15 protein-coding genes are annotated in these 13,332 nt (G+C 33.5%); 14 read left to right on the forward strand and 1 reads right to left on the reverse strand.

From position 1 onward, the window contains the following. Positions 1-46: 46 nt before the first annotated feature. The 13 genes from ndk to CN692_RS20925 all read left to right on the forward strand — a co-directional run bounded on the left by ndk (position 47) and on the right by CN692_RS20925 (position 11,930). Entirely contained in the window at positions 47-493 is a 447-nt protein-coding gene (gene ndk, locus CN692_RS20865; RefSeq protein ID WP_098121043.1) for a nucleoside-diphosphate kinase, read from the forward strand. 244 nt (positions 494-737) lie between these two features. Then, positions 738-1,907 (forward strand): chorismate synthase, encoded by a 1,170-nt coding sequence (gene aroC, locus CN692_RS20870; protein WP_098121044.1) that lies wholly within the window; start codon positions 738-740, stop codon positions 1,905-1,907. After that, the gene (gene aroB, locus CN692_RS20875; protein ID WP_098121045.1) at positions 1,907-2,992 is read left to right on the forward strand and encodes a 3-dehydroquinate synthase; all 1,086 of its coding nucleotides are present in this window, start codon (positions 1,907-1,909) and stop codon (positions 2,990-2,992) included. Before aroC ends, aroB begins: the two co-directional genes overlap by 1 nt. A 177-nt stretch (positions 2,993-3,169) precedes the next feature. Beyond that, positions 3,170-4,453: a 3-phosphoshikimate 1-carboxyvinyltransferase gene (gene aroA, locus CN692_RS20880; RefSeq protein ID WP_098121046.1), complete on the forward strand. Its 1,284-nt coding sequence runs from the start codon at positions 3,170-3,172 to the stop codon at positions 4,451-4,453. Between the two features lie 17 nt (positions 4,454-4,470). Beyond that, positions 4,471-5,730 carry a tetratricopeptide repeat protein gene (locus CN692_RS20885; RefSeq protein WP_098121047.1) on the forward strand — a complete coding sequence of 420 codons (1,260 nt, stop codon included), beginning with the start codon at positions 4,471-4,473 and terminating at the stop codon, positions 5,728-5,730. 54 nt (positions 5,731-5,784) lie between these two features. Further along, positions 5,785-6,324, forward strand: coding sequence for a ReoY family proteolytic degradation factor (locus CN692_RS20890; RefSeq protein ID WP_098121048.1), 540 nt, complete (start codon positions 5,785-5,787; stop codon positions 6,322-6,324). Between the two features lie 677 nt (positions 6,325-7,001). Beyond that, positions 7,002-7,451: a DUF2487 family protein gene (locus CN692_RS20895; RefSeq protein ID WP_098121049.1), complete on the forward strand. Its 450-nt coding sequence runs from the start codon at positions 7,002-7,004 to the stop codon at positions 7,449-7,451. Positions 7,452-7,594: 143 nt separating this feature from the next. After that, the gene (locus CN692_RS20900) at positions 7,595-8,098 is read left to right on the forward strand and encodes a ubiquinol-cytochrome c reductase iron-sulfur subunit (protein WP_098121050.1); all 504 of its coding nucleotides are present in this window, start codon (positions 7,595-7,597) and stop codon (positions 8,096-8,098) included. Between the two features lie 2 nt (positions 8,099-8,100). Next, on the forward strand, positions 8,101-8,775 hold the full coding sequence (gene qcrB, locus CN692_RS20905; protein ID WP_056466653.1) for a menaquinol-cytochrome c reductase cytochrome b subunit: 675 nt from the start codon (positions 8,101-8,103) through the stop codon (positions 8,773-8,775). A 63-nt stretch (positions 8,776-8,838) separates the two neighbouring features. Continuing rightward, complete coding sequence (locus CN692_RS20910) at positions 8,839-9,615, forward strand: menaquinol-cytochrome c reductase cytochrome b/c subunit (protein ID WP_098121051.1); 777 nt, start codon at positions 8,839-8,841, stop codon at positions 9,613-9,615. A 189-nt stretch (positions 9,616-9,804) separates the two neighbouring features. Further along, on the forward strand, positions 9,805-10,350 hold the full coding sequence (locus CN692_RS20915) for a DUF1405 domain-containing protein (RefSeq protein WP_098121117.1): 546 nt from the start codon (positions 9,805-9,807) through the stop codon (positions 10,348-10,350). A gap of 58 nt (positions 10,351-10,408) precedes the next feature. After that, positions 10,409-11,191, forward strand: coding sequence for a sporulation protein YpjB (locus CN692_RS20920; RefSeq protein ID WP_098121052.1), 783 nt, complete (start codon positions 10,409-10,411; stop codon positions 11,189-11,191). A 58-nt stretch (positions 11,192-11,249) separates the two neighbouring features. Further along, positions 11,250-11,930, forward strand: a complete 681-nt coding sequence (locus CN692_RS20925; protein WP_098121053.1) for a zinc metallopeptidase — start codon at positions 11,250-11,252, stop codon at positions 11,928-11,930. A 63-nt stretch (positions 11,931-11,993) separates the two neighbouring features. On the opposite strand, the gene CN692_RS20930 is transcribed toward CN692_RS20925, so the two are convergent. Next, positions 11,994-12,866, reverse strand: coding sequence for a YitT family protein (locus CN692_RS20930; RefSeq protein WP_098121054.1), 873 nt, complete (start codon positions 12,864-12,866; stop codon positions 11,994-11,996). Between the two features lie 136 nt (positions 12,867-13,002). On the opposite strand from CN692_RS20930, the gene CN692_RS20935 reads away from it, so the two are divergent. Beyond that, the gene (locus tag CN692_RS20935) at positions 13,003-13,332 is read left to right on the forward strand and encodes a nucleotide pyrophosphohydrolase (protein WP_098121055.1); all 330 of its coding nucleotides are present in this window, start codon (positions 13,003-13,005) and stop codon (positions 13,330-13,332) included.

Genomic DNA, 13,332 nt, shown 5'->3' on the forward strand with positions numbered 1-13,332 from the left:
AACTGTGTTGTTTATACATAATTGAAATCAAGTGAGGTAGAGCATAATGGAAAGAACTTATTTAATGGTAAAACCTGATGGTGTACAACGTAACTTAATTGGTGAAATCGTTTCACGTTTTGAAAAAAAAGGTTTCCAATTAGTTGGAGCTAAATTAATGCAAGTGAGCAAAGAACAAGCTGAAACTCACTATGCTGAGCACAAAGAGCGTCCTTTCTTTGGTGAATTAGTAGACTTCATCACTTCAAGCCCAGTATTTGCTATGGTTTGGGAAGGCGAAAATGTAATCGCTACCGCGCGTCAAATGATGGGAGCAACTAACCCTAAAGATTCAGCTCCAGGAACAATCCGTGGTGAGTATGCTGCAACTGTAGGCAAAAACATTATTCACGGTTCAGATTCACCTGTAAGCGCTGAGCGTGAAATCGGTATTTTCTTCAATCAAAACGAATTAGTTGAATACTCTAAGCTTATTACAGAGTGGGTATACTAATCTTTAATATTGAAATAAAGAAGCTAGCCCCGTGCTAGCTTTTTTTATTTGTCATAAAATTTAGTTTAAGAAATTGAACAAAAATTCTGTACAGAAAAACCATTTTTACATCAAAAGAAACAAATTTTTACAAAAAATCAAAAAAAGTGCCATTTTATCGTCCTTTTTTTATGTTAAATTCCAAATAGGTTGTGGTATAGTAGTAACTAATAATTTTAAACTTACATAAAGAGAAGGTGTTGACATGCGTTATTTAACAGCTGGTGAATCTCATGGTCCACAATTAACAACTATTATTGAAGGCGTTCCAGCAGGATTACCAATTTTAGCAGAAGAAATTAATAGTGAACTTCGTAGACGTCAAGGTGGATATGGAAGAGGGCGAAGAATGCAAATTGAGAAGGATACTGCTCAAATTACTAGCGGTGTTCGACATGGTTATACACTTGGCTCTCCAATCGCTTTAGTTGTTGAAAATAACGACTTTAAACATTGGACGAATATTATGGGTGCTGAACCTTTAGAAGATCTTGAATATGAAGGAAAAAGAAGCATTACAAAACCAAGACCTGGTCACGCAGATTTAAATGGTGCAATTAAATACGGCTTTAGAGATGTTCGAAATGTATTGGAGCGTTCTTCGGCTCGTGAAACTACTGTACGTGTTGCAGCTGGGGCAGTCGCAAAAAAATTGTTAAGTGAACTAGGGATCACAATTGCAAGCCATGTAATTGAAATTGGTGGAGTTAAAGCGAAAAACATAGAATATAAAAATGTTGAAGACTTACATAATCGTGCTGAAAACTCTGAAGTTAGATGTATAGACTCAGAAGCAACAGAAAATATGAAAGCATTAATTGATGATGCTAAGCAAAATGGTGATTCAGTAGGTGGAATCGTTGAAGTAGTCGTTGAGGGTATGCCAGCTGGTGTTGGTAGTTACGTACATTATGACCGAAAACTAGATTCAAAAATTGCAGGTGCTATTGTAAGTATTAACGCCTTTAAAGGGGTAGAGTTTGGTATTGGTTTTCAAGCCGGTTCAATACCTGGAAGTGAAGTACATGATGAAATAGCATATTCTGAGGAAAAAGGCTATTATCGATTATCGAACCGTGCAGGAGGTTTTGAGGGCGGTATGACAACTGGCATGCCAATTGTCGTTCGAGCTGTAATGAAGCCTATTCCAACGCTTTATAAGCCATTACAGAGCGTTGATATCGAAACAAAAGAAGTATATGAAGCAAGTATCGAACGATCAGATAGCTGTGCGGTTCCAGCAGCGTCAGTAGTTGCTGAGCATATCGTAGCATGGGAAGTTGCAAAAGCGATTATCGAACAATTTGAATCAGATCAACTTGAGCGATTAAAACGCAATATTGAAGATTTCCGTGAGTATGCGAGGAAGTTTTAATGAATGTGATCACTGTAAAAACAAGCTCTAAACAATACGATGTATGTATTGGGTACGGGGTATTAAGTCATTTACAGTCGAAGCTTGAAAGCCTTGTACCTAAAGTTTCAAAAATATTGATTATTACTGATGATCAAGTTGCACCGTATTATTTGGAGGAAGTAAAACAAAATTGTCTTCATGTTAATACTGTAGAACAGTATGTCATCCCTCATGGTGAAAAAAGTAAAAGCTTTGCCATTTATGAAGATTGTTTAACCTATTGCTTTGATATTCAGTTAGATCGTAATAGTTTAATTTTAGCATTAGGTGGGGGAGTAGTTGGTGATTTAGCAGGGTTCGTAGCGGCTACATATATGCGAGGTATTCGATTTATTCAAATGCCTACAACATTATTAGCTCACGATAGTGCGATTGGTGGTAAAGTTGCCATAAACCTTCCGAAAGCTAAAAATATCGTTGGTGCGTTTTATCAGCCAGAACTAGTATTGTATGAATTGAATTTTTTAACTACATTGCCAATTGAGGAATGGAGATCAGGTTTTGCTGAAGTTAGTAAAGAGGCTATGATTTCTTCTATCGAAAATTTGAATTGGTTAATGGAGTATATCCATTCTCTTGAAAATTTAGATGCTGAATTAATTGAAAAGTGTGTGACGATGGGAATAAGTGTGAAAAACGAAATTGTATCTAAGGATGAAAGAGAAAATGGAGAAAGAGCATTTTTAAACTTAGGCCATACACTTGGACACGCTATTGAAGCTTATTTAGGCTACGCAAAAACTACTCATGGTGAAGCAATTGCGTTTGGGACCTTATTTTCAATATATTTAAGTGAACAATATTTTAAAATCGATTTAAAATATGATGAGATTTTAAGATGGTATAAACAATTAGAATATCCTGTATATTCAAATCTAGAAATAGAATTGATTGTTAATCTAATGAAACAAGATAAGAAAAATATAGATTTGAAAATAAAATATATATTATTAAAGAACTATGGAAATCCAGTAACTTGTGAATTAGAGGAAGAGTTTATTAAAGAGAATTTAGATTGTTTTTTAAAGCAAATACTTTCATAATCCTTACATGAAAATGGTGTTTTGATCATTTATAAATCAAAATATCATTTTCTTTTTCTAAATTAGAATGAAAAACATGGGACAATTCGTCGAATAGAATTTAGGAGAAAAAAAAGGTTTGATTTAATAAAAAATGGAATGTAATTACATATAGAAAGGTTAGAAAAGGTGGCTACGATGAGAAATTCTCAATTAGAAAAAATCCGTTTAGTTGGTGATGTGATAATTCCGGGAGATAAATCAATATCTCATAGGGCAATTATGTTTGGTTCATTAGCGAAAGGGACGACAAAAATAACTAACTTTCTATTAGGTGAAGATTGTTTAAGTACGATTGCTTGTTTTAGAAAATTAGGTGTACAAATCGAAGTAACAGAAGATGAAGTAATTGTTTATGGCAAAGGAATTGAAGCATTAAAAGAGCCAAATGCAGTACTTGATGTAGGTAACTCGGGGACAACAGCACGATTAATGATGGGAATATTAAGTGGTTTACCATTCCATTCAGTTATTATTGGTGATGAATCAATTGGGAAAAGACCAATGAAACGGGTTACAAAACCTTTAAAAATGATGGGAACTTCTATAGATGGACGTGAGGATGCTACATATACACCTATTTCTATAAGAGGTGGTTCACTAAATAGTATTTCATATGATTCTCCTGTTTCAAGTGCACAAGTTAAATCTTCAATTTTACTAGCGGGGTTATTTGCAAACGGAACAACTGTTGTAACTGAACCAGAAAAGTCTCGTGACCATACTGAAAGAATGTTAAAGGCATTTGGCTGTGAATTAGTTGTAGACGGAAATGCCGTTTCAATTGACGGTAATCAAGAATTAATTGCAACAGATGTTACTGTACCTGGTGATATCTCATCTGCAGCATTTTTCTTAGTAGCAGGGTCGATCATTCCAAATAGCGAGATCTTATTAAAGAATGTCGGCGTAAATCCAACTAGAATTGGCATTTTAACCGTTTTAGAAAGAATGGGAGCTAATATTACCCTAGAGGATGAAAAAGTAGTAAACGGAGAACCAATCGCTAATATAAGAGTGAAATCATCCGATTTAAAATCTACTATCATCGGTGGTGCTGAAATCCCAACATGTATCGATGAGTTACCTATTTTAGCATTAGCAGCGGCATTAGCAGACGGTGAGACAATTATTAAGGATGCTGAAGAATTACGAGTTAAGGAAACTGATCGTATCCAAACAGTTGTAACAGAACTTACAAATCTTGGTGTAAGCATTGAAGCAACAAAAGATGGTATGATTATACAAGGAAATAGTTCTTTAATAGGTGCAAATGTAAATTCACATGGAGACCATCGAATGGGAATGATGCTTTCAATCGCTGCACTACTTGCAAAAGGTGATACAATAATCGAAAACACGGAGTGTATAGCGGTATCTTTTCCGAATTTTAAAGAGCAATTAAATGAATTAATAAAGTAGTCATACGAGGTGTAAGAATGAGTTTATATGAATCTGTTCAATTAATTGAGAACGGTCATACCGAAAAAGGATTAGAATTATTAAAAAAGAGTATAAAAACGGCAACTGACGAAGAAAAATACGAAGCTGCTCTAGTCTTTCAATCTTTAGGGTTAATTGAAGATGCGAAAAGTATTATCGAAGATTTAGTTTATCTATATGATGACGACGATGAGCTTAAAATAATGTACGCAGAAATTTTATTGGACCTTGATTTAGAAGATGAAGCTTTAGAAACCTTACTAGCAATTAAAGAAGATAGTGAGTGTTACGTTCAATCGCTATTATTAATGGCAGACCTGTATCAAGTTCAAGGTCTTGATGAAGTAGCAGAGCAAAAATTATTTGAAGCAAAAAGAATTTTACCGAATGAACCTGTAGTAGATTTTGCATTAGGTGAGTATTATTTTAGTAAATACGATTATAAAAAGGCAATACCGTATTATGAAAGATTAGCTAACGAAGAAATTGAAGTAAGTGGCGTGAATAAAGATTTAAGACTTGCTGAATGTTTAAGTGCAGAAGGAGAATGGGAAGAAGCAATCTCATTCTATGAAAAAGGAATTGAGAAAACAAAAGATTTCCATACATTATTAGGTTATGGAATTACTTTATTCCAAGCAGAACGCTACTCAGCAAGTATCCCAGTGTTTGAAGAGGCCATATTCTTTGATCCTGAGTATTTAGTTGCACACTTATGGTTAAGTAAAGCCCATGACCTAGAAGGACAAATCCAGGAAGGTTATGACATATTACAGAAGGCATTACTAGTTGATGAAACGAATGTAGAATGTCTTTTATCAGCAGCGAAATTAGCTCGTAAATTAAAGAATTTAGAAGCAAGTAAAAAGCATTTACAGGAAGCATTAATATATGACCCTTCCCTAATCGAGGCTGTTCAGTTATTAGTCGGAATCCATTTTGAAGAAGATGATTTCGATGAAATAATTGGTACAATTGAACTAGCAATTGAGCATGGAGCTTCAGATCCTCACTTTAATTGGGATTTAGGGAAAGCATATTATGGAAATGAAAATTATGAATTGGCATTAAAACAATATCGTCTAGCATATAATGACTTTAACCAGGAAATTTCCTTCTTAAAGGAATACGGAGACCTATTGTTTGAAGAAGGTTTACTACAAGAAGCAAGAGAAGTTTACAGTAAACTTGTAGATGATGAATATCTACAAGAAGAAGTAAGAGAGCGTCTTGAAAGAATAAATGAAATTCTGTAGTTTTCTTTATTCAGAAAAGGGGACAAATTTAAAGGACAGAGGAGGGATTTAATAATGGCAACCCCTGTATCTGTGAATGAGAAGAAAGATTTTGTAAAATGGTTTCTAAGTAATTTTCAGTTGAAGCAAAGAGAGTGTGTTTGGATTTTAAATTACCTAATGAGCCATGATTATTTAATGAAAAAGGTTCATTTCGTAGAACAGTCTAAATATTGTCCACGTGGTTTAGTGATGTCGACAAACTGTGTTAAAGAAGTTCCATTTCATTTTTATAAACAAAATGTGATGACGACGGATGCAGAGAAATCATTTCATGATATTCGACTTAATAGGGATGAGGATATTTATATCCAGCTCAATTTTAAATCTTCTTTTCAATACCCGATGTTTGTTTCAGTTTTAGAAGAGAATCCACACATACCAAAAAATTTAAATAGTAACGAAAAAGATCGCGTTATTGCTGAAAAACTATTGTCAGATTCAATTATTAACTTTCAAAAAGACAGATTAATGAGAATGATCGATGACGCGCTTGATCAACAAGACAAAAAGCTATTCCAAGAATTAACAAAGCAACTAAATTCATTAACTTAATGTAAAATCGAAAAAGTCCTCAATTTTGGGGGCTTTTTAATTGTTTCAGAATACAGGAAAGCATTTTTAAATAAAGAAGGAATGGTAAAGAATAGGGATAACATCACAGAACATGATTTAACCATCCGTCTAGACACTTACTTCCTTATCACTGCCTCTTACTACAAGTTCCAGGGAAAGAAATGAACAGTATATACAAATATAGATGGATTAATTGGTTTAATCTTTGTCAGAGTGAATATAAAATGATGCTAATTGATTGAAGAACAAATTCAATGTTTAGTTTATAAGCGACGATTTATAGCAATTGGTAAAGATCATTAAGGTTCTTCATTACATGCTTTTTTATTTTGTAGAAGTTATTTGAACGAATATTGCTCGACTCCTATGGGAAAGTGAAGGCTAAAGACCCACAGGCGCGCAAAGGAGGACGATTCTTACCCCATTGAAGCGAGAATCCATTAGTGCAATTCAACCTCATATAGCTTCCATTGACTTGAAATAAATTACTAAATTATAGACATGTTCTTTTTTCAACTCCCTGGAAAAAGACCTCATTTTTGAGGGCTTTTTTTCTTTCTTAAAATAGTAATGTATGGTTAAATGGAAAATAGATATTTGTTCACAAAAATTTCACAATTATAATTAAATTATTTTAATAGAAAGAGGTAATTTTGATGAAATGGACAACGAATGAATTAAATCAAGTTTTAGAAAATTTGGAGTACATCGATACGATCATTATTCCACTTTGTCCCGTTTCTCTGAAAAAAGAAAATATTTCTCTAGCGGAACAACGAGAGGACATAATAATCCTTACTTCTGAGATTGAACGTACATATAAAGGTAGAGTTGTGATTTCCCCAGAATTTACTTATTTGCCTGAAGAATCTAATAAAATAGACCGATTAAAGGCTTGGTATGAAGGGTTTAAAGGTGAAGGCATTAAGCATGTTTTCTATTTGACATGTGATTTTGATTGGAAACAATTTGAATCTGAAATGGATGAATCGTTAATATGGTTACCAACTTTAAACATAAATAGTTTAGATGAATCATCACAAAGAGTAATAGTAGATAAACAATTATCACATATTAATGCATTAATTTCTAAAAGATGGGGATAAAAATAAAAACAACATTATTACTATGATTATTATTAGGATATTATTGACCTTCTAAATTTGTTATTATATTATGAAAGTGTCCTAGTTTTATTATTATAGCTGTTGTCCGTACAGGAGTACTTGTGATAGAGGGGGGAATTTTCATGAGTGAAAAGGTTTCAAGACGCCAGTTTTTAAACTACACTTTAACAGGTGTAGGCGGTTTCATGGCAGCAGGAATGCTTATGCCATTGGCTCGTTTTGCCATTGACCCAGTCTTACAAAAAGAAGCAGCTGGAGAAATGGTGCAAGTTGGTCTAGTAAAAGATTTAACAACTGACCCAAAACGCTTTGACTTTAAAGTAAAGCAGGTTGATGGTTGGGTTAAATCTGATGCTACTCACATTGCATGGGTTTACAAAAATTCAACTGGAGGAATTGTTGCATTATCACCTACATGTAAGCATTTGGGCTGTACAGTTGGTTGGAATGACAACAAAGATTTTCCAAACGAGTTTGTTTGTCCATGTCATGGGGGACGTTACATTAAAGATGGTAAAAACATCAAAGGTACACCACCGCTTGGTCCACTAGACAACTACGCGGTAAAAGTGAAAGGTGATTCTTTCTATCTTGGTAAATTAGAACCAAATACAGGGGGTAAATAATCGTGCTTAACAAAATTTACGACTGGGTAGATGAGCGATTAGAAATTACGCCTCTTTGGAGAGATATCGCTGATCACGAAGTACCAGAACACGTTAATCCAGCACATCATTTTTCAGCATTCGTATATTGCTTCGGTGGATTAACATTTTTCGTTACAGTAATTCAAATTTTATCTGGAATGTTTTTAACAATGTATTATGTACCAGATATAAAAAATGCATGGGAATCAGTATATTACTTACAAAACAACGTTGCATACGGACAAATTGTTCGTGGTATGCATCACTGGGGTGCAAGTTTAGTAATCGTTATGATGTTCTTACATACTTTACGTGTATTCTTCCAAGGCGCATATAAAAAACCTCGTGAACTTAACTGGGTTGTAGGGGTACTAATTTTCTTCGTAATGCTTGGTTTAGGTTTTACAGGATATTTATTACCTTGGGATATGAAAGCGTTATTTGCGACGAAAGTAGGTCTGCAAATTGCTGAACAAACACCATTTATTGGTAAGCAAGTAAAAACGTTAATTGCAGGTAATCCGGAGATCATCGGTGCACAAACATTAACTCGTTTCTTCGCAATTCATGTATTCTTCTTACCTGGTGCGTTACTTGCTCTTATGGGTGCCCATTTCTTGATCATTCGTAAGCAAGGTATTTCAGGTCCACTATAAGATTCAGTGCATGGGGCTTTAGTAAAAAATGACTAAAGTGTGTCGAAATAAAGGAGGGAGAACATGCATCGCGGTAAAGGAATGAAATTTGTAGGTGACTCACGTGTACCTGCAATGGAAGGTCGTAAACCCAATGTTCCAAAAGATTATTCTGAATATCCAGGTAAAACAGAGGCATTCTGGCCAAACTTCTTATTAAAAGAATGGATGGTAGGAGCAGTTTTCTTAATTGGATATTTAACATTAACAATTGCACATCCATCTCCACTTGAGAGGGTTGCAGACCCAACTGATACTGGCTATACGCCATTACCAGACTGGTATTTCTTGTTCTTATATCAATTCTTAAAATATAGCTATGCATCTGGTGACTATAACGTAATTGGTGCATTCGTAATTCCTGGTATTGCTTTTGGTGGCTTATTATTAGCTCCGTTCTTAGATCGTAGTCCACATAGAAAGCCAATAAAACGTCCATTAGCAACTGGTTTTATGTTATTAGCTTTATCTGGTGTAATTTATTTAACATGGGAAGCAGCAGCTCACCATGACTGGAAAAAACAAAAAGAACAAGGTAAGATTCGTACTTTTGTTGAATTAAATAAAGAAGATCCAGGATATAAACTATTGCAAAAAAATACTTGTGTATCTTGCCACGGAGATAATCTTCAAGGTGGTGCAGCAGCTCCAAGTCTTCAAAATACTGGCTTAACACCTGATCAAATTGCACATATCGCAAGAAACGGTGGTCAAAATATGCCTAAAGGCGTATTTAAAGGAACTGATGCAGAACTTAAGGTTTTAGCTGAATTCGTTGCAAAAGCAGGTAAATCAGAATAATGAAAAGAGAGTCGAATTTTCGACTCTTTTTTTATGTTGAATTGTATATTGAAATAATAACATGTTAAAATCGTGTTGATACATATAAATTGTGAACTTTGTGTGTTATAAATTTGTGGATTAACCAAAATGAAAGTGAAGTGAAATGAAATAGTGAATTTATATAGTCTGCTACGGCTAAAACCAAACATGGTTGCCCTATTCATTATAAATGTATTAGGTACGGCCTATGGATATTATTGGTATATACCTCAGCTTGCCTATACTCCTAGTTGGTTAAAAATATTTGTTCCAGATAGTCCAACTGCCTCGTTATTTTTTTGCGTTGTATTGCTGCTATTCATCTTAAATAAGCAAAATGGGTTAATTGAGGCACTTGCATATGTAAGCTTGCTAAAATACGGCATTTGGGCTGTTATAATGAATGGTATGGTTCTCTACGTTAAGGGCGGTCTTGATACGATTGCATACTTATTAATTTTTTCGCATGGAGCTATGGCTGTACAAGCTCTTTTATATTCACAGACATTTAGAGTTAAAAAGTGGCAGTTGGTAGTTGCAAGTATTTGGATTTTACAAGATCTGATTTTTGACTATGTTTTTGGTACAATGCCTGAATACTTTATGCTATCTGATTTTAGAATTTGGATTGCATTAATAACATTTTGGTTAACGATATTAGTGATCTTTTTGGCTTATTATCAATTAATTTTTAAAAAAAGAGCTCGTATGTGAAGGGTTCTAATCTTGTCCTTTCTCTCATAATTATTAGTAGTTATGAGGGAGGGGTTTGATGAAAAAATTAATTGCAGGGATAAGCGTTTTTTTTATTTTCTTTTCATTTAATACCGTAAAAGGCTACGCTAAAATAGATCAAGAAACTTCACTTATTGAACAATCGCTTTCTTTAGTACAAGATGGTGATTACGTTCATGGAGCTAATCTATTGGAGCAACTAGAGTCAAAATATATGGCGTCAGTTAAAAAAAATAAAGATTTCACTCCTAAAGAGTTAGAAACAATTGCAGTTACATTTCAAAATGCGCTAGTATCTTTAAAAAACGATGGATCAGACCCTCAAGAAAAGGTTGCTGATGTATTAGGACTAAGATTATTGATTGATGCTTCTGAAACGACAATGCAACCAATGTGGAAAGAAATGAAAAAGTCAGTAATGACACCATTAGAAAATATGGATTCAGCTTATAAGCGTGGGAATACTGAAGCATATGAAACGCAATTAAACCAGTTTTTGAATCAATTTGAAATAATCTATCCTAGTCTTATAATGGATTTGCCTTATGATGAAGTGAAAAAAATTAACTCCCTTGTTTCTTTTTTAGATGACTATCGAATTAATCAAAAATCATTACCTGCTTTTCAACAAAAATTAGATGAGACCCAAAGTGAATTATTATTCATTTTTGAACAAGGGAATTCAATTATTCCACCAGTTTCGATTTGGACAATTTTTACAACAGGGGTAATTATTGTAGGGACATTAAGTTACGTTGGATGGAGAAAATATATAGGTGATCGAAATAAGAATAAAAAACGAAGAGAACATAATGATTGACAAATTTCTCTAAAAGTATATACAATATCGTAAAATCTCACTCCTTGGAGGAATTACAATGAGTTACTTAATTTACTTTTTAATTTTGTTGATTGTGCCGTTATATGCTCAAATGAGAGTTAAATCGACATTTAAAAAGTATTCGCAAGTTGGTTCTACATCACATTTAACAGGTGCAGAAGTAGCTAGAAAAATTTTAAATGAAAACGGACTTTACAATGTTGCAGTTGAAGAAACTCGTGGATATTTATCCGATCATTATGATCCGCGTGCTAAAGTAGTTAGATTATCATCTGAAAATTATCATGGCTATTCAGTTGCAGGTACGGCTGTCGCTGCTCATGAAGTAGGACATGCAATTCAAGATGCAAATGATTATAGTTTTTTAAGATTCCGTCATTCATTAGTACCTGTTGCGAATTTCAGTTCCAATTTTTCATATGTATTTATATTAATTGGTATGTTTTCTCGTCTATCAGGTGCACTATTAATAGGTATCGTTTTATTAGCACTAGGTGTACTATTCCAAATTGTTACACTACCTGTTGAATTTGATGCCTCAAGTAGAGCTTTAAAACAGGTTACAACATTGGGGATCATTAATTCGAATGAGCATGTTTATGCAAAACGTGTTTTAAATGCAGCCGCATTGACATATGTTGCAGCAGCTGCTGTAGCAGTCGCAGAATTATTAAGATTAATTTTGATTTATACTGGTATGACACGTAGTGATGATTAAAAGCATAAAAATAAAAAGAGGTTCTGGCGCTAAGCCTGAACCTCTTTTTGATTGAATTAATAATTACGGATGTAATGGAACTTTATTTTCATCTAATGTAAATCCTTCACCAAGTACATCGTGAACTTCAGTTACAGCCACAAAAGCATGAGGATCAATATCTTGAATGATATTTTTTAAATGAACTAATTCATTTTTTGGTACTACACAAAATAGAACGTCTTTACTTTCTCCAGTAAATGTTCCTGTTGCTTTTAAATAAGTTGCTCCACGTTCCATTTCCTTCATAATTCGGGCAGCAATTAAATCATTTTTCTCAGAAATAATATTTGCTCCACGTGCAGCGTATGCACCTTCTTGCATAAAGTCGATAATTCTTGCTCCGACAAAAACTGCAACTAAAGTATACATTGCTTCATATGCTTTTAAATAAGTTAAAAGAGAAAGTGTAATAACTACAAAGTCAAATATAAACATCGTTTTACCCATGTTTATACCTTTGTATTTATAGACTAATCGAGCAATGATATCAACTCCACCAGTAGTACCACCAAATCTAAAGATAATTCCTAATCCGATCCCAATAAATACACCTGCAAATAATGAAGCTAACATTAAATCGCCGTGAACATCTATATTGAAAGTAAATTTCTCAAATAGTTTTAAGAAAAATGATACTGCAACTGTTCCAATAATTGTATAAAGCATCGTTACTGTACCAAGTAATCTCCATCCAATAAAAAATAATGGAATATTTAAGGCCAGATTTGAAATCCAAACTGGGATATTTAATTCAGCTAAAAGAATTAAATTTATTCCCGTAAAGCCCCCTTCAGCTAGATTGTTTGGAATATTAATATTCATAATTCCAAAAGAAAAAATTGCAGAACCTAAAATAATAAAAAAGATATTGCGTAACTTTAATTTAAAAAACATATACTTCCTCCATACTGTTAAAATCACCCTAAACTCTTATTTTTATCATATCTTGTATTTTTTTCAAGTAAAATAATATATAATTTGTCAAAAAGTGGTCATTTCGATAAGATTTAATTGAGGAGTTGATAATAGTATGCACGAAAAAACGATGAAAGAAATGCAAAAAGAAGTAGATACATACATAGGCCAATTTAAGGAAGGATATTTTAGTCCTTTAGCAATGATGGCTAGGTTAACTGAGGAAATGGGAGAACTAGCTAGAGAAATAAATCATACATATGGTGAAAAGCCAAAGAAGAGCACTGAAAAAGAAAAACTAATTGAAGAAGAGCTAGGTGATGTATTATTTGTTATGATTTGTTTAGCAAATAGTTTAAATATTGATTTAGTAGACGCGCATGATATTGTTATGAAAAAATTTAATACAAGAGATAAAGATCGTTGGACGAGAAAGGAAGAATAA

The organism is Bacillus sp. AFS002410, assembly GCF_002556365.1.
Lineage (GTDB): Bacteria > Bacillota > Bacilli > Bacillales > Bacillaceae_G > Gottfriedia.